This is a genomic window from Agarivorans sp. Toyoura001, assembly GCF_005405585.1.
Lineage (GTDB): Bacteria > Pseudomonadota > Gammaproteobacteria > Enterobacterales > Celerinatantimonadaceae > Agarivorans.
On sequence record NZ_BJEQ01000002.1, the window covers coordinates 298,108 to 316,053 of the forward strand.

Here is a 17,946-nt window from a genome sequence, read left to right on the forward strand (position 1 = left end):
GAATAAGGAAATGACATGAACAAGGTAGTATTACTTGGTTTGTTAACGGCCTCGCTTTCTGCGCAAGCAGAATGGGAATTCCGTGGCACACCAAATGGTTGGCAAACCACTGCCATGGAACAGGTAAGCAGTACCCAGTTTCAAACCTGCCAAACTTTTGGAAACGATGACCCACGTTTTAAGATAGACCGTTGGGGAGACTGGCAAGAAGCCTACCCTAATGCAGACTACCGCGTATCGGCCGGTAGTCAGCAAATTACCTTTTACAGCGATAGTAAAAACATCGATGTAGTATCGGTAGCCAGCTGTAATAGCAACCAAGCGCCTACTGCGGTTATCTCGCCCGCTAATGCGCAAACTGTAGATGCTGGTACTAGCATCACATTCTCTGGCAACGGCTCTAGTGACGCAGACGGCAGTATTGCTAGCTACGCGTGGAGCACCGGTGAAACCACTGAATCAATCAGTGTAACCTTCAGCCAAGATCAAACTATCACTTTGCAAGTGACAGATGATCAAGGCGCAGTAAGTAATACCGCCAGCGTAGACATTACCATTGCTGGTGCAGAGCCAGCAGTATGGTGTTTCCGTGGTACCGCAAACGGTTGGGGCCAAACGCCACTAGTACGTAACGCGGCAAGCGGGCTTTACGAATTAACCCAAGCCTTTGCAGGTGAAGAAAGCCCAGCACGCTTTAAAGTAGCGGCTTGTTCAGATAACGGTAGCTGGGGCGAAAACTACCCTAACCAAGATTTCCAAGTGGTTGATAACACCAACTACAACATTAGTTTCAACGCGTCTAGCAAAGAAATTACTGCTGAAGAAGTGATTATTGCCACTAAACCTGAGTTAGCGATTAACCCAGGCAGCAGCGACTTTAGCACCGACACCCTAGCGGTAACCTTGAGCTACAAAGGTGAAAACATCACTTCTAGTAGCTACATGTTAAGCACTACTGGCGGTACTCAAGGCGTTGACTTTAGTAACGGCGACATCATAAACATTGGTGGTGAACTAGCCATTGGTGAGTCTGTTGAGTTACAGGTTTATGTAGCTAACCCTCAAGGCTCGGTTATTCAAACTTTCACTTACAACAAAATTGCCGTTCCAGAGACTGGCTTTATTGTTTACTTAAATGCACCAGCAGATTGGACCCCGTCTATTCATCACTGGGATGCTCTTCCTGCTGGTTCTACACCAGATACAAGTTGGCCTGGCGATAACATGACAGACCTTGGTGAAAACTGGTTTGAGTACAAGTTTATCAACAGTGATTCAAGCAAGCTTATCTTTAGCAACCAAGGCAACAGCCAAACCGAAGACCTGTTCCGCGACAAGAATGGTTGTTACATCATTAGCACTCAAAGCTGGACAGATACTTGTGACATACCATCAAACGATGCAAAAGTGAGTATCGACCCAGCGGTAACTACCTTCTGGACTAACGAAGTAAGCATTACTTTAAACGCTACTGGCGATGACGTTACTGGCGGTTTATATACAACCGACGGCAGTGACGCAGTAAACGGCACAGCATTTACTAGCGGCGCAACAATTTCGGTAGGTAGCAACCTAGCAATAGGTGAGTCTCTTCAAGTATGTTTGTATGCAGAAAACACTAGCAGCAATGCTAATCAGTGTTTCACCATCACTAAAGTTGAGCAGCCTACGGCTTCTGACTTTACTTGGGATAACGCCAACGTTTACTTTGTGATTACCGACCGTTTCAACGACGGTAATTCAAGCAACAACAACTCTTACGGTCGTCCAAGTGTTGATGCAACCGGTAAAAATATTGGTACTTTCCACGGTGGTGACATTGCTGGTTTAACCGCTAAATTAAATCAAGGTTACTTCACTGATTTAGGTATTAACGCCATTTGGTTAACCGCGCCTTACGAACAAGCCCATGGCTTTGTGGGTGGCGGTAACGATGGTGATTTTGCTCACTACGCTTACCACGGTTACTACGTACAAGATTACACTAACCTAGACGCTAACATGGGTACGCCTGCAGAGTTTAAAGCTTTTGTAGACAAAGCGCATAGCCAAGGTATCCGTGTAGTCATGGATGTGGTGATGAACCACGCTGGTTACAACACCCTAAAAGACATGGACGAGTTCAGCTATGGTTCTGACACTGCGGGTCCTAATTGGACACCAAGTGCAGGCCAAAACTGGTTTGGTTACCATGACTTTATCAACTATGACGGTGATGAAAACCTTTGGTTGAAATGGTGGGGTAAAGATTGGGTACGCGTTGGTTTACCTGGTTACGATGCTTGTGGCGGTGACGACTTAACTAAATGTTTGGCTTTCTTGCCAGACTTTAAAACTGAGTCAACTCAACAAGTGGGTATTCCACCGTTCTTAGCCAACAAGTCTACTTTTGGTCAAGCTTACTTAAGCGATTACCAAGCACAAGGCAACAAACGTGTGCGTGATTGGATCACTGAGTGGCTAGTACAATACGTGAAAGACTACGGTATTGATGGCTTCCGTGTTGATACTGCAAAACACGTGACTAACGATAACTGGGCATATTTAATTAGTGAGTCTAAATCAGCCTTAAGTGAATGGCGTCAAAACAATCCAAGTGCGCCAGGCGCAGATTGGAACGACGAGTTCTGGGCAACGGCAGAAGTATTTGGTCACGGTCTTGGACAATCTGATTACCATACTCAAGGTGGTTTTGATTCGGTAATTAACTTCAGCTTCAAAGGTGCGATTGATGGCATGGTAAACAGTGCCGACACCATGCTGAGTGTATTTGCTAGCTACGCAAGCCAAGTAAATGCTTCTAGCGACTGGAACTCACTAAGCTATATTTCTAGCCATGATACTGGTGCAGTATTCTACAACGGTGACGATACTCGTCAAAAACGAGCTGGTACCGCATTGTTGTTGTTACCAGGTGGTGTGCAAGTGTTCTACGGTGATGAGCTAGGTCGCGTAAATGGCGACGGTGGATCTGATGCAGACCAAGGTAGCCGTTCAAGTGTAGATTGGAGTAAGTCTGGCAACAGCGTTCACCAACACTGGCAAAAAGTGGGTCAATTCCGTCGTGATAACCCAGCGGTAGGTGCTGGTCAACACATCAACCTAAGCGGCCAATCTAGCGGTAAAGCGTTTGCCCGTACTTGGACCAACCCAATCTCTGGCGTTAGCAATAATGTAGTCGTGGTTGTAGATGGTTCAGGCCAAGTAAACATCAATGTAGATAGCTACTTTGATGATGGCACTAGCGTGCGCAATGCTTACGATGGCACCATCGCTACAGTAAATGCAGGCAGCGTAAGCTTCTCTGCGGGTAGCGAAGGGTTAATTTTGCTCGAAGCGCTATAGTCCAACAGCCTTTACTTTAAAAGTTTGCCGCTCAAGCGATTGAGCGGCTTTTTTTTGTCTAGGCTAACAAGGCCCAATCAATGGTGATTATTGACCGCTCTCAAACCAATGAATGTTCCACCTACTTAAGCCGTTAAGGCAATTTTTTGATGTGTCTGCTTCTAACCGGAGCCAATGGCTAATTTCAGCCCAATTTTACCAAGCGCTGACTTTTGGAATATCAACACTGCTATAAACCCTTGAGCCTCCTGCTTTCTCAATTTGCACCCTAGCGCCGCTAGGACTTACGACTCAATAAAATCGTGGATTATGGACTTAAAGAACCATAATGAATGGAGAGAACAGGTCTTTTTCTCAGCATGGCAAGCTCGTAAACTGCGCTCATTGAAATTAATCTCTGAGGAAATACCTAATGTCTCATCCAATCATTAACGATCTAAACAGCCGTTACACTGCTAAAAAATACGATTCAACTAAACGCATTTCTGCAGACGATATGACGGTAATTAAACAAGCTATCCGCTTGTCAGCCTCTTCGATTAATTCGCAACCTTGGAAGTTTATTGTTATTGAAAGTGAGCAAGCTAAGCAGCGCTTTCACGATAGCTTTGCCAATATGCATCAGTTTAACCAACCGCACGCTAAAGAAGCCTCACACGTTATTTTGTTTGCACACAACCCTCATTTCAGCAAAGACGATTACCGTAAAGTCGTCGATGCAGAGGTAAGCTCAGGCCATTTGCCAGCAGAAATGTACGACAACATGCTAAACGGTGCATTTGGTTTTGTGGAGGCAAATACCGACGAAAGCGGCTTTAACGGCAACTGGACCAAAGCCCAGACCTACATAGCCGTAGGAAACACTTTGCATGTACTTGCTCGTTTGGGCATAGCCTCCACGCCAATGGAAGGCGTTGATCCTGCATTGCTTGGCGAAATATTTGAGCAAGAGCTAAATGGCTACGTATGTGACTTTGCTTTAGCGATTGGCTACCACCTAGATGGTGAAGACTACAATCACGGCCTACCAAAAGCCCGCCTTGCAGAAGAAGACATCATTACTGTTTTGTAAGCGCCAAAACACTCAAAAAGCTGGCTGTGTTGCCAGCTTTTGTGTTTTCTGTCCCCGCACTTTTTACTCGATACAAACCTTATCTGCTCACAAGACTTTGTGTTTCATTTGACACCAGCCTAGCTAGCCAACTACATTTGCACACAGCAACGGCTCAGTAGCTAGCGTAAGCCGCTAAACCGTAGTTTTATTCATCATATTTAGGAGATTTTCCATGCCAAGAGCAAGTGCACGCCACATCTTAGTAGACACAGAACAGCAATGTTTAGATCTAAAAAAACAAATTGAAGGTGGAGCAGCATTTACCGATATCGCCAAGCAACATTCAAGCTGCCCATCTGGCGCCAATGGCGGAGAATTAGGCGAGTTTAACAAAGGCGATATGGTGCCAGAGTTTGATACCGTAGTATTTAACGAAGCACTAAACACCGTGCACGGCCCAGTGAAAACTCAATTTGGTTATCACTTATTGGAAGTAACTAGCCGTAACTAGCGTGCTTGAATCAAGTGTTGTTTGGCAGCACTTGATTCATTTCCAACCTTGTCGCCACACGCTAAGATCTTTTAACTCTCGCCAATCCAGCTCAAAATCTTGCTTGTTATAAACAGCCTGAATCACGCAACGCTGTACAACTTGAAACTCATCAAGCTCCAATTCCGTTACCATAAAATGCTTCATCTTGTTTATAACTTCACATTTGGTCCACTTACTATGCAGTAAGCGCTTGGGGTTTATTTGATTTTTCATAAGGTTGATTCTTACTCTTAGGCCAGCAAAAAAAGCCTGCTGTTGGCTACTAAAGCTAACTCTTAAGCCCTACAAAGCGATCACTCTTTCACTAAAATGGTGACACAATAAAGCCCTGCTATGAATCCACCATTTGCTGGTATACTTAAGCTAGTGAAGTTTTATAGCGAGAAGCAATGATGTTAGATAACCTAAATATCCCTGAAGGGATCGAAAAAGAGCCTGAGCTACCCGTTCCATCGATGGAAGATCAAAAGAAGATCGTCGCTGAATTAAAACGTTTGGAAGAAGCGGGCGAATTAACACCAGAGATCTTAGAAGAGTTTATGACAGGCAAACGTAAGCCTGAATAGAATTTAGAATCAGTAGAGCGTACTGCTCTACTGATTCATACTACTAAAACCTTCTAAGCTTACCAAAAGGCACGCTAAAGCCAGCCGTAGTAATCCATTCCTCTTTGGTGTACATCACATCAGCAGTTAAAGCAAAGCCCACATATTTGCCATTGAAATACTTAGCGAAACGAACCGGAATACCTAAAGTATTGTTATAAACGGTTTCCGTCCCAGTCGAAACATCCGATTCATAAGGTACAGTCTCGGAATATCGAACCGTTGCAAGCCCCACTTCCAATAGAAACTCATGTTCCCCAGGATAAAAGTACTTCCCAGCCAATAACCGAAAAGTGCTATCTTGTTTTATATCTCCTGAGTCATCAAATCTGCTAATCGCACCTAAAGCAACCGTGTAATCGGAGAAATTATATCTCATGTCTAAACCGCCACTCACCGTGGGCTTTCCATATGACAGCCCTGGCTCTAACCAAAAGTGATCTTCAGACTCAGTCGCGCTTTGCTCTTCTGCTTGTAGTGGGCCTATTACTGCGCAAAGTAATAAAGCCAATAAGCTTATGTTTTTCATCTCTTCCCTTAGCCGTAATACTAATCCTTTATTGGATTTTTATATAAAAACTTGCGAGAGGATTAAAACATAAATAAAACAGGTAGATAAAGACATCTTAAGTGCAAATGTGATGAGATTAATGACAAATAAATCAAACAGCATATGAATAATTGAAATATCGAGTACTTGGCGACCTACTGGGTATATTTAGGGCAACACAATAAACTAACTCTAGATAACAGTTAGTCTATTTATAAAAGAACAATTTGTTTATACCTAGTTACAATTCAATTGAGTGTTCGAATTTTTGTCACTCAACGCAAAAACTAGCTTACCTAAACGGCCTTTCTTAGAGCCACAGATTCATTGGCTAAAGGTTTTATCACTGCTGTTGTCCCAACTGGCTTTTTGGCCTCGTTGCTTAGCAACTCTTTAACTAGCCAACTCAAGCTAGTTATTTTCCTTCATGCTTCTCAAATAAAGCATCAAAGCCTCAATATTTATCAGGTAAGTGGCTAAACTATAAACTGATGGTCAGGGTCACTATTGCGCTGTTTTTTTGTGTCTTAGCTTACTAGACATCTCAGCTGCAATTTTTAGTGGGATTACTAGGTCTTAGTTCTCGGAGAATAAACTCAATTTACCCATTCATCATTCACGACTAAGTGGCAAAGGATGCCGATGAGCAAATATTGTTTTACCCTACTTGTTGTATTTCCTTGCATGCTAAGCCAAGCAGCAGAAACTCTTGATTACGCAGTACAGGTGAATAGTCCGGATAACAACCCAGTACAAGACGTGGTGGTTTACCTTACGCCAATTGGTCACCAACTCCCACATATCAACCAAACAGCAGTCACCATTGGCCAGCGCGACAAAGCCTTCGTTCCCTACATTAGCGTGGCGCAACGTGGCAGTAAGGTTGATTTTAATAATGATGACAATATTACTCACCACATATATTCGGCAGTGGGGGAAAACAAATTTTCATTTCAAATTAAGGCTGGCGAGCAACACAGTAAGAGCGATTTTAATCACAGCGGCGTAGTGCCTATGGGTTGTAACATTCATGATTGGATGGGAGCTTACTTACTGCTGGTTGATACGCCTTTATTTAATAAAACAGACTCTCAAGGCCGGGCTAACTTTGAACAAGTAAGCGCTGGGGACTACCAGCTTACTGTATGGCACCCTGAACTAAAAACGGCAGACAAGCAAATTAGCCAGACCATTAGTATTCATCAAACTGGCACTCACGCATTAAACTTGCCCCATGCCTTGGAAGCTGAATTTGAACAACAAAATCCGGATGATTTTGATTTCCTCTCAGACTACTAATTGGCAGGAGCGCCGATGAAAAGTATTAAAACCAAAATTCTGCTGTTGTTTGTTTCACTGCTACTTTTGCTACAAGCGATTTCATTTTGGTCTACTTACGACTCTTTGCGCACAAAAGAACGCATAGCCATCGACTCGCAATTAAGTAAAGCCAAGGCCTTGTTTGATAGTGAATTTAATCGGCGCGAATTTTACCTCACCAGTTTTGCAGAAACGGTGACCAACGACTATGGCTTAAAAAGTGTGTTTGGCGAAGACCAGCGCAGTGTAGCCATTGCCTTACTTAACCACGGTAAACGCATCAACGCCGACTTAGCCATGGTAGTGACACCTTCAGGTATGATTGAGCTGCAATTGGTCAATAGTTATCAAAACAATCAGAACAAGAAAGTGGTGCGTGGCGCTCAGCAAGGCCAAGCCTTTGGGTTTATGCCAGCCTTAAAACAAAGCCAGTTGCCTCCTTATTACGTAATTGGCGAGCAGCTTTATCAGCTACACCTTTCGCCCTTAAAAAGTGGCCCTGCCATTATTGGCTGGGCAGGTTTTGGTTACGAAATATCTACCCCTTTAGCCGAGAGTTTCTTAACGCTAACGGGCTTGCAGGCCGATTTAATTTTGGAGCAACAAAACCATTGGTCTTTGTTGGGCTCGAGTAACCCTCTTGCACATATTGCCAGTGCTAAAGCTTTAATAAATCCTACTTCCAGCGATGTTATTTCATTAAAACAGCAATATAGCGCTGCGGGTGGCGCGAACTTTTATGTGCTGTTGCACAGCTCTCGTGACAACCTTGTGGCGGTGATTCAGCAAAGCTGGTTACAAATTTTACTCATCACCATACTCACCCTCATCATTTCAATGGTTGCAGCATATTTAATTGCTGATGACATCACTAGGCCTATCAAGTTATTGGTTAAACAAGCTAAACGCCTCGCGGCAGGTGAATACCAAAAGCCGGTGTCGGTTAACGATAAAACCGAGCTAGGCCAGTTAGCTAGCGAATTTAATAGCATGCAAGAGAAGGTGCTAAACCGTGAACAAGCGATTAAACACCGGCTGCAACACGACCCTCTTACCGAGCTGCCTAATCGCCATTGGCTAGCCAGCAAACTGCAAGATTTAACCGAACAAAATAGCGCCCCTTTTGCGCTTTTTCATCTCAATATCTGCCGCTTGAAAGAGGTGAACGATACCCTAGGCCATACAGCCGGAGACCAGCTGATAAAAGAAGCTGGCAAGCGCTTAACGGCCTTACAGAGTGAGCATTTTTTGTGTCACATTGGCGCCGATGAATTTGTATTGGTATTGCCTAACATCACTCGAGACACTGCCCGTGATGAACTCAATAATATTGCCATGCAAATGCATGAGGGCTGCAACTACCAAGACATGCATTTACAGCTACAAATTCGCGTGGGGGTAGCACTGTATCCAGAGCACAGCCAAGACCCACAAATACTAGTTCAAAAGGCCGACGCCGCCTTAAATCATTGCCGCGAGTCTCGTAGCCACTGTTATATTTACGACCCAAGCACCGATACCAATACGGTAGAGCGTTTGAGCCTAATTAACGACTTAAAAAAGGCGATTCAAAGCAATCAGCTCATCTTGCATTACCAGCCCAAGTTCAGCTTTGCCGCGAATAAGATTACCCATGTAGAAGCCTTGGTGCGCTGGCAACATCCAGAGCTGGGGATGATTCCTCCCGATTCGTTCATTGAAATTGCCGAACATACCGGACAAATAAACCCACTCACTCGCTGGGTATTTTTAGAGGCCTTATCACAAAGTTTGGCCTGGAAAGTACAAGGTATCGACATCAACATTGCGATTAATATTTCAGGTGAAAACCTTAAAGATGAAAGCTTTTATAGCTTCATTTGCCAGAATATTGAAAGCAAACAGCTACGCGCTGAATCGTTCACCTTAGAGGTCACTGAAAGTGCCCTGGTCGACGACCCCGAAACCGCAATTGCCTTATTAGCCCGTTTCAAAGAGCGCGGTTTTAAACTCTCTATCGACGATTATGGCACTGGTTATTCATCGCTCGCACAGCTAAAACGCTTGCCGGTTCATGAACTCAAAATAGATAAATCTTTCGTCCAAAAATTGGCGATTGACGCCGATGATGCAATTATAGTGAAATCGACCATTGAACTGGCTCATAACATGGGACTAAGCGTAGTAGCAGAAGGGATAGAAGATTTAGCCAGCCTGCGCTGGTTAGAAAAAGCCAACTGTAACTTAGCGCAAGGTTATTTTATTAGTCGCCCAAAACCAGCCAACGAATTGTACCAATTACTCGCTCAGGAGAGCATAGAGTTTGCCAACTAAGGGATTACTACGCGGCGCTATTGCACTGCTGGCAGTAACGCTACAACAAGCCAGCATGGCCACCGAGTTTACTGCCAATGGCATACTCGACTTACGTGCCAGCCAGGTAAACAGTACCGATAGCTACCTAAAAGGTGGCTTTGGTAAATTTGCTTATTCAAACGGCAGTCATCTGTCTATTGCCCAAGCTGGCTTAGATTTAGGCGCGCACTGGGACAATGGCTTTGCGGCAAAACTGGTGCTAAATGGCTGGTTAGATAACGAAGATAGCGCGCTAGGTTTTAGCGAAGCCTTTGCTAGCTACAAAGGTCTGCCCTCAGAAAACGGCCTGCGCTGGTCCTCTCGTTTAGGCATTATGTACCCCAGTATTTCCTTAGAAAACACTGCTACCGCATGGGCCACACCTTATACTTTAAATGCCTCTAGCTTAAATACTTGGGTGGGTGAAGAGATCCGCACCACCGGCATAGAAGCTAAATTAGAGCGAATAGGTAAGTTTTCGGGCTCAAGCCACAATCTATCCCTAAGTGCCATGCTATTTGTAAACAATGATCCCGCGGGCGCATTACTGGCTTGGCATGGCTGGACAAGCAGTTCTAGACAAACCCTTTATGGAGAAACACGGTCTTTCCCAGAGCTAAAACAGCCCGCACTCTCAGATCAATCACAACGTTCAAATCCGTTTAAAGAGATAGACTACCGACCGGGTTATCACACTAATCTGGATTGGAGCATTCATCGCACTGCTTTATTTCGCCTAGGTTATTACGACAACATGGCCAAACCCTACTTAATTGACGATGGCGATTATGCATGGCGAACCCAGTTTGCTCACTTAGGTGGAAAATGGCGCTTTGCCAAACAATGGCAACTTGTTTGGCAATATATGAATGGATCTACTTTGATGCAGTCGCCCGACCGAGTAGACGCGGTAAATATGGACTTTGCTAACGGCTTTGTCTTGCTCTCCCGCAGCTTCAATAAAAAACACCGAGTTAGTGTTCGCGCCGAGGCCTTTAGGAATACCGACCTAGACAACACCCCACTCGATAACAACAACGAACGTGGCAAAGGGTTTACCTGCGCCTATCAATACCGCGTAAACAAAAACTGGTTTTTAGCTGGCGAGTATCAATGGTTATCTAGCCAGCGACCACAACGGGTTTTGCATGGCTTAGATGAAAACAGTAATGAGCAGCTGTTTCAGCTAGCCGCTCGTTATTTCTTTAGCGCCCTTTAAGCACTTAACTTATAACGTAGAAGTATGCTTGGTACTGACATTTAATGACAAAGCCTTAAGCATACTGACACTCTACACACTGAGATAAATTGCTAACCCTCTATCATGTGATGAATCGCGTTACTGCATTTAAGGACCCCACATGAATGGAATTCTCCGCCTAGCGTCTGTTAGCTTAATCATACTTACTAGCCTTGGTTTAACCGCCTGCAATACCAGCGATAGACTACTCGATCATGTAGATAAACCAAGAACAGCAAAAATTTCTTATATTAACGCCCAGCCCAATGCCACCGGTTTTTATCTTAAAAGTGTGGCTTATAGCAGTGACATATTTGACTCGCGTTTTAGGGTAACCCAGTTAAACTCGGCTAGCGCCAGTAAAGACCTTACCCACCGCTGGATAGAGAGTAACAATGAAAGCCAATTTGCCATTGAAAATAGCAATAGCCGCCTTGAACGAGTAAGAGTAAACAAGCACTTAAATCACCGTGGCAGCTATTGGGCTGTAGCTTGGCACAATAACAATTTGCCACAATTATCCATATTCGAAAAATCGACTATCCATCAACAACACAACTATTATCTGCGAGTATTCAGTAACAGCCAGCAAGTGTTAAAAGACCAAAGTCGCGACATCAACTTGGCGACGACAGAAGTAGGGAAAGTCACCGATAGCTTTGCCTTTGCCCAATGTAACGACGCAATGTTGGGAGAACACACCTTAGATCTTTGCGCTATTGGTGAGCTGGGCGGTGCATATTTAGTGGTAGCCAATACCAATGGCAGCATCGTGATTGTGGAAGAGTCTCAACCCTAAAGCCACTCTCTGTATTTGTTTATTAGCATAGCGGCTTAAGGGTTTACCGCAGTAACAGGCTTCATGTAAACGGATAAGTCAGTACTCATCGCTATGCAGCTAATCTCTTAACGAGTGTCTCGATTATCAAAATTTAATTGAAAGTGATTTAACTACTACCCAGTTTTTCCAACTGCTAGAGTCAACTACACTAAGTTCATCTACATTTTCGCCCTTAATGGAGTAATCAATGAAAGCCGTAGCCTATCAGCAAGCCCTAGCAATTAACGAGACCTTATCTTTACAAGACATAGAGTTAGACAAGCCTAGGGCCAGCGGGAAAGATCTACTGATCAAAGTAGCCGCCGTGTCGGTTAACCCTGTTGATACCAAAATCCGCGCCAATGTCTCTGCCGAGACAGGCCAATGGAAAGTTATTGGTTGGGATGCCGTTGGCACCGTAGAGCAAGTTGGTGACCAAGCCAGCTTTTTCAAGGTGGGTGACAAAGTATGGTATGCCGGCGATTTAACCCGCTCGGGCAGTAATGCAGAATACCAATTGGTTGACGAGCGCATTGTAAGCTTAGCCCCTACCAGCATTCCTGACGCAAAAGCCGCTGCCCTGCCGCTTACCGCCATTACTGCCTGGGAAATGTTGTTCGACCGTTTAAAAGTAAGCCGTGACCAACACAAATCTATTTTAATTATTGGTGCGGCCGGCGGTGTTGGCTCTATTATGGTTCAACTGGTTAAACAGCTCACCAAGCTTAAGCTTATTGCTACCGCATCTCGCCCAGAAACCCAGGCTTGGCTAAAAGAGCTAGGCGCTGACCAAATCATTAACCACCGTAATCCGCTCAGTGAAGAACTGAAACAAGTCAACAACATTGATTATGTAGTGAGCTTAAACAACACCGATCAGCACCTAGCAGAGATTATCAAAGTGATTAAACCACAAGGTAAGTTTGGTTTAATCGACGATCCAAGTAGCTTAGACGTGAAGCTACTTAAGCCTAAAAGCATTTCTCTGCATTGGGAGTTCATGTACACCCGCTCAATGTTTGAAACAGAAGACATGATCAAACAACATCAGCTTCTAGGTGAAATAGCACAACTGATTGACCAAGGTAAAATCAAAAGCACTTTAGGTGATCACTTTGGCCAGATAAATGCCGACAACCTAAAGCAAGCGCATGCCTTTATTGAGTCTCAAAAGGCCAAGGGTAAAATTGTGTTAGAAGGTTTTTAATCTAAAAGATACGCCTTTAATCAACGGCTAAGCTAGGCACTAATCAACCTAGTTTGGTTCGATCCAGATTTACTCAGCACTCGATGTTTACACTTCTTTACCTGCGCTTTACGTAACTAAAAATTGGCTTGTTTATACTTGCTCTAAGGGATAAGTAAGGCCAAATCATGAGTAAAACAACCGCAACAATATCACTGTTCATAGCACTACTAAGTCTTTTGTGGCTTCAAGCAGAACCCATTCTATTGTCCTATGAAAACTTCTTTCAATGGCGATCTGCGCTCATTCAATATAGTGGAATGCTAGCGGTAGGTTTGATGAGCTTAACCATGTTACTGGCTTTGCGCTTGCCCTTTATTGAGCAACTCACCAAAGGTTTAGATAAGTCTTACCGCTTACACAAATACCTTGGCATAGCAGCTGTCGTAACAGGCGCAGTACATTGGCTACTAGCCATCATTCCTAAACAACTGGTAAGAGCCGGAGTGTTAGATAAACCTGTAAGAGGTAGCGGACCAAATAACCCCGACACTTTGTACACGCTAATCAAACCATTAAAAGAGCTAGCTGAGCATGTTGGTGAATGGGCTTTTTATGGCATTGTTGTATTGGTAATAGTGGCTCTACTGGGGGTTATTCGCTACAAAGGCTTTCGCTTTTCTCACAAACTGATGTCGGTAGCCTTTTTAGTCATCGCCTTTCACTCAGCAGTATTAATCAAACACAGTTACTGGCCTTATCCAATCACTTACGCTTGCCTAGCGCTGATTTGGGTAGGCAGCGTAGCAGCAATCTACAGCCTGGTAGGGCGTATAGGTAAAACCAAACAACACATCGCCAAAGTGGCTAACTTTAGGCTCTTACCCAAAGACAAAGTGCTAGATTTGCGCTTAAGCGTTCCTAGCTGGCATGGCCACAATAGTGGGCAATTTGCTTTTGTTGGTTTTCCTGGTGAAGACCCCCACCCTTTTACCATTGCCTCTACGCACACTGGAACTGGTCAATTACGATTTATGATCAAAGAGTTGGGAGACTTTACCACTAATTTAAAAAGCCGCCTCAGCATTGGCCAAGAGCTAAAAATAGAAGGTCCCTATGGTAACTTCGATTTTAGTGACTCTGCACCGCAACTATGGATAGCCGGCGGCATCGGCATTGCCGCTTTTACCGCTATTTTGCAACAGCGCCAAACCATGGATAAACCTCCTCTCGCTAAGTTGTATTATTGCAGCGAAACCATAGAGGCGAAGTTTATCGAGGAGTTACAGCACTTAGCGAACGGCGCTCAAATCGAGTTACAAATTATCGATAACAGCAACCAGGCATTCTTAAACACTGACCAACTATTACGCGAAGTCGATGATTTAATGCAACGAAGCATCTGGTTTTGTGGGCCAAGTAAGTTCTCACAATGTTTACAAAATGATTTAGCCAAGCAAGGTTACAACCTCAATCAATTCCATAACGAGTTATTTGAAATGCGCTAGGGCCGAATAGGCGAAGAATAAACATAAAAAACCGACTAACAAAAGTCGGTTTTTAACGTTCCAGCTTAAGCATTTAGCGTGTTAACGTTGGCTCTCGCATCATGGATCTTTAGCCCCTCATGCAGCCATTTCGCTAACTCATACTTGGGGTACTTAGAACCAATACCCATATAAGTAACCCGCACTAACGGCCATGCCCAAAATCACTACCAAAAACGCGGCAATCATTTGGTTTTTGAAAATAGATTTAAGTAAAATAACTTCGGTTAAGCTGGCACCTGCGCTACCAATAATCAAGGCCATTACCGCCCCTAAGCTCATTCCTTTAGCGGCTAATGCTGCACTTAAAGGAATAACCGCTTCAGCACGAATGTACAAAGGTATACCAATGACAGCCGCAACCGGTACTGCCAATGGGTTATCTTTGCTAGCAAACTGCGCAATTAAATCGCTTGGCATAAAGCCGTAAATCAACGAGCCAATGGCAATACCACCAATCAGATAAGGCAATACTTTTTTAAAATCTTGCCAAGTGCTATCCCACACTTTTAGCCATTTGCTACGCTCTACTGCTGGCTTACCTGAACAAGACGAACCGCATTTTTTGGCTTCTGGCTTTAAATAAGACTCGGCTTTTACATATTTCTCAAAACCCAGTTTTTCTAAGGTGTAGCCCGCCACTACAGAGACCCCCATCGCCATCACAAAGTAAAATACACTGACCTTCCAGCCAAAGGTCACCGCAAACAAACCAATAATAATGGGGTTAAGCAAAGGGCTGGCAAACAAAAATACCATCATGGTGCCAAAACCTGCTTTAGCGCGTAACAAGCCCTTTAAGAAAGGAATGGTTGAGCAAGAACAAAATGGTGTTATTGCCCCTAAAAAGCCAGCCACGATATAACCCGAACCATTTTTGGCACTGAGAATACTTTGAATTTTTTGTGGCGGAATATACAACTGCAGCACTCCCACCAAGTAGCTAATGGCTAAAAAAAGCAAGGTCAGCTCTACAGCCAAAAAACCAAACATATTTAAGGCTTGCCAAGCCATATCACTATTTATGCTAAACATTATATTAATTCCAAATTTCTAGATTATTCGAAATATATACTCAAGCATTGACAAAAACAAGTTATTTCTAATAATATCGAAATATAGATTTAATGGAGAAGCCTCATGAACACAGATAGCATTGCCAAAGCCCTAAAAGAACTCGGCCACCCTACTCGTTTAAGTATCTACCGAAGCGTAGTAAGAGCCGGTTATAGCGGTATTGCTGTAGGTGGCTTACAAGAAAAGTTAGCGATTCCGGGATCAACGCTTTCTCATCATATTTCAAGCTTGGTATCAGCCGGTTTGTTAAGCCAACGACGCGAAGGTCGAACCTTATTTTGCGTAGCCGAGTTTGAGCGGCTGCAAACAGTGATTAGCTTTTTACAAGATGAATGCTGTGCCGATGAACAAACTAAAGCTTGCTAGCGAATAAGCGATTCCCGACCACCCACTGTACAAAAATCATTCAAAATATTTTTGCTAACTGTGATTAGCGTGGGGATGGCACTAAAAAATAATTAATCCAACCATTAAATATTATTCTTATCACTAACGTTAACTCACACAAACGTGACTAATGATTGATTTATTATTTACTGGTGAAACCGCCACTTTCATTTACCAAGCTGTTTCATGGATAAGCTAACATCCCTCAACTAAGTTCCCTTAAATAACTCAAGTAACATTACGGACGTATGTGGTCGTAGTTGCTGAGCTTAATTTGCCACGCCGAGCGTGTTACTCGCTGGTGAAGGCAAAGCCCGGTTCACCAAGCATTTTGGCGAATCAGCGTAAAAATACTAATAATGTTAAGGGAACAACATGACTAACAAACTAATACTCTCACTTTGTATACTTGGCAGTAGCCAAGCCATTGCCCACGGCTTAATCGTAGATCCCCCCTCGCGTAATGCTCTTTGTGGCTTAACCGAAAAACCCGATCAAGCCACTAGCCAACATTGTATCGACGCCTTTGCCAACGATGCGCAAGGTGGTTACAAATTCATGAGTGTACTGACTCATGCCGAAGGGCGTGCAGTGGTATCTCCTTTGCCAGCCAATGTATGTGGTTTTGACAGCGAAACGTGGGAAGGCGGCGCCACACCTTGGGACGTAGCCACGTCTTGGCCGGGTCAACCCGCTCAAGCTGGGCCACTCGATATTACCTGGAACATTAGCTGGGGAAATCACTTCTCCGACACGCGAGAGTTTCACTATTGGATAACCAAACCAGGCTTTGTATTTGACCCGAACAAAGCCCTAAGTTGGGATGACTTTGAAACAGAACCGTTTTGTGTATTGCCATACGATGATAACAACCCCAATGCTAACCCAGCGGTAGTATCTGACAAAGAAGCGGTTACCTTCACCACCACCTGTACCCTGCCAGAACGCAGCGGTCATCAGGTAGTGTACGGTGAATGGGGGCGTAACTCTTGGACCTTTGAGCGTTTTCATGGCTGTATTGATTTAGCCTACGCCGAAGACACCTTAGGTAAACCAATTGCCGATTCGCAGACCTTAGCCACCAATCAAGACACTCCATTAAGCATTACCTTAAGCGGCAGTGATTCAAATGGCCAAATTGCCAGTTACCAAGTGCTTAGTCAGCCTGCAAACGGGACATTAAGTGGCACAGGTGCTGCACTTACTTATACCCCGGTCGCCGGATTTATTGGTGATGACGACTTTAGCTTTAGCGTGACAGACAACGAAGATTTAGAGTCTGCACCTGCGCAAATTAGCATTTCGGTGAAATCTACCGCAAATACCGCGCCTGTCGCAAGCTTTGAGGCAAGCAGCAAAGGTTTAGTCGCCAGCTTTGATGCAAGTGCTTCAAGCGATGCCGAAAACGATGCTCTGAGCTACCAATGGGACTTTGGCGATGGATACAAAGCGAGTGGCGCATTGGCAAGCCACACTTACGATGCAGCAGGCAGCTACTCGGTGTTGCTCAGCGTATCCGATGGATTGTTAGAAACCACCAGCAGCCAAGAACTGGTGCTTAGTGCATTGCCGCCTACCCAAGCGGGTTGTGAATATGTGGTAGTTGATCAGTGGGGATCTGGGTTTAACGCAGAGATCCGTTTAATCAATACTGGTGAGCAGGCAATTAACGGCTGGCAAGTTAGCTGGGCTTACGCCGACGGCAGCAGTGTGAATCAGCTATGGAATGGCGTACTCAGTGGAAATGGCCCTTACACGGTAAGCAACACCACGTGGAACGGCACCATTGAGCCGGGTCAAACTATCAGTGTGGGTTTCCAAGGATCCGGCAATGGGAACTTAGAGGTACCAGTTGTTAGTGGTGATATTTGCCAATAGTCACTACTAATTAAGGTTTAATTATCATTTGAAAATAGCACCGCTAATGC

The 17,946-nt window shown here is 44.3% G+C and carries 15 protein-coding genes; 12 read left to right on the plus strand and 3 right to left on the minus strand.

Features of this window, described 5'->3' with window-relative positions; translation table 11 throughout:
- Positions 1 to 15 precede the first annotated feature (15 nt).
- The 3 genes from FFR00_RS04655 to FFR00_RS04665 all read left to right on the plus strand — a co-directional run bounded on the left by FFR00_RS04655 (position 16) and on the right by FFR00_RS04665 (position 4,910).
- Complete coding sequence (locus tag FFR00_RS04655; RefSeq protein WP_137672201.1) at positions 16 to 3,345, plus strand: alpha-amylase family glycosyl hydrolase; 3,330 nt, start codon at positions 16 to 18, stop codon at positions 3,343 to 3,345.
- A gap of 412 nt (positions 3,346 to 3,757) precedes the next feature.
- A complete protein-coding gene (locus FFR00_RS04660; RefSeq protein WP_137672202.1) occupies positions 3,758 to 4,417 on the plus strand; it encodes an NAD(P)H-dependent oxidoreductase in 660 nt (219 codons plus the stop codon).
- A gap of 214 nt (positions 4,418 to 4,631) precedes the next feature.
- Positions 4,632 to 4,910, plus strand: a complete 279-nt coding sequence (locus tag FFR00_RS04665; RefSeq protein ID WP_137672203.1) for a peptidylprolyl isomerase — start codon at positions 4,632 to 4,634, stop codon at positions 4,908 to 4,910.
- Positions 4,911 to 4,946: 36 nt separating this feature from the next.
- Here the strand turns inward: FFR00_RS04665 and FFR00_RS04670 are convergent, their stop codons facing one another.
- Positions 4,947 to 5,165, minus strand: coding sequence for a TIGR02450 family Trp-rich protein (locus tag FFR00_RS04670; protein ID WP_137672204.1), 219 nt, complete (start codon positions 5,163 to 5,165; stop codon positions 4,947 to 4,949).
- A gap of 176 nt (positions 5,166 to 5,341) precedes the next feature.
- Between FFR00_RS04670 and FFR00_RS04675 the strand changes: the two genes are divergently transcribed.
- Positions 5,342 to 5,518 carry an ATPase gene (locus FFR00_RS04675; RefSeq protein ID WP_235836157.1) on the plus strand — a complete coding sequence of 59 codons (177 nt, stop codon included), beginning with the start codon at positions 5,342 to 5,344 and terminating at the stop codon, positions 5,516 to 5,518.
- Between the two features lie 43 nt (positions 5,519 to 5,561).
- On the opposite strand, the gene FFR00_RS04680 is transcribed toward FFR00_RS04675, so the two are convergent.
- Positions 5,562 to 6,086 carry a hypothetical protein gene (locus FFR00_RS04680; RefSeq protein ID WP_137672205.1) on the minus strand — a complete coding sequence of 175 codons (525 nt, stop codon included), beginning with the start codon at positions 6,084 to 6,086 and terminating at the stop codon, positions 5,562 to 5,564.
- A gap of 663 nt (positions 6,087 to 6,749) precedes the next feature.
- On the opposite strand from FFR00_RS04680, the gene FFR00_RS04685 reads away from it, so the two are divergent.
- From FFR00_RS04685 to FFR00_RS04710, 6 genes are all read left to right on the plus strand, one after another.
- Positions 6,750 to 7,406: a methylamine utilization protein gene (locus tag FFR00_RS04685; protein WP_161985091.1), complete on the plus strand. Its 657-nt coding sequence runs from the start codon at positions 6,750 to 6,752 to the stop codon at positions 7,404 to 7,406.
- 15 nt (positions 7,407 to 7,421) lie between these two features.
- Positions 7,422 to 9,740 carry an EAL domain-containing protein gene (locus tag FFR00_RS04690; protein WP_137672207.1) on the plus strand — a complete coding sequence of 773 codons (2,319 nt, stop codon included), beginning with the start codon at positions 7,422 to 7,424 and terminating at the stop codon, positions 9,738 to 9,740.
- Complete coding sequence (locus FFR00_RS04695; RefSeq protein ID WP_137672208.1) at positions 9,730 to 10,980, plus strand: outer membrane beta-barrel protein; 1,251 nt, start codon at positions 9,730 to 9,732, stop codon at positions 10,978 to 10,980. The genes FFR00_RS04690 and FFR00_RS04695 overlap by 11 nt, the downstream gene beginning before the upstream one ends.
- Positions 10,981 to 11,122: 142 nt before the next feature.
- Positions 11,123 to 11,800: a hypothetical protein gene (locus FFR00_RS04700; protein WP_137672209.1), complete on the plus strand. Its 678-nt coding sequence runs from the start codon at positions 11,123 to 11,125 to the stop codon at positions 11,798 to 11,800.
- Positions 11,801 to 12,029: 229 nt separating this feature from the next.
- On the plus strand, positions 12,030 to 13,028 hold the full coding sequence (locus FFR00_RS04705) for a zinc-binding alcohol dehydrogenase family protein (RefSeq protein WP_137672210.1): 999 nt from the start codon (positions 12,030 to 12,032) through the stop codon (positions 13,026 to 13,028).
- Positions 13,029 to 13,195: 167 nt separating this feature from the next.
- Positions 13,196 to 14,515 carry a ferric reductase-like transmembrane domain-containing protein gene (locus FFR00_RS04710; RefSeq protein ID WP_137672211.1) on the plus strand — a complete coding sequence of 440 codons (1,320 nt, stop codon included), beginning with the start codon at positions 13,196 to 13,198 and terminating at the stop codon, positions 14,513 to 14,515.
- A gap of 153 nt (positions 14,516 to 14,668) precedes the next feature.
- On the opposite strand, the gene FFR00_RS04715 is transcribed toward FFR00_RS04710, so the two are convergent.
- Entirely contained in the window at positions 14,669 to 15,589 is a 921-nt protein-coding gene (locus tag FFR00_RS04715; protein WP_137672212.1) for a permease, read from the minus strand.
- A 105-nt stretch (positions 15,590 to 15,694) separates the two neighbouring features.
- Between FFR00_RS04715 and FFR00_RS04720 the strand changes: the two genes are divergently transcribed.
- Together FFR00_RS04720 and FFR00_RS04725 are read left to right on the plus strand one after the other, a co-directional pair.
- Entirely contained in the window at positions 15,695 to 15,997 is a 303-nt protein-coding gene (locus FFR00_RS04720) for a helix-turn-helix transcriptional regulator (RefSeq protein WP_137672213.1), read from the plus strand.
- 396 nt (positions 15,998 to 16,393) lie between these two features.
- Positions 16,394 to 17,896, plus strand: coding sequence for a lytic polysaccharide monooxygenase (locus tag FFR00_RS04725; RefSeq protein WP_137672214.1), 1,503 nt, complete (start codon positions 16,394 to 16,396; stop codon positions 17,894 to 17,896).
- Positions 17,897 to 17,946 lie beyond the last annotated feature (50 nt).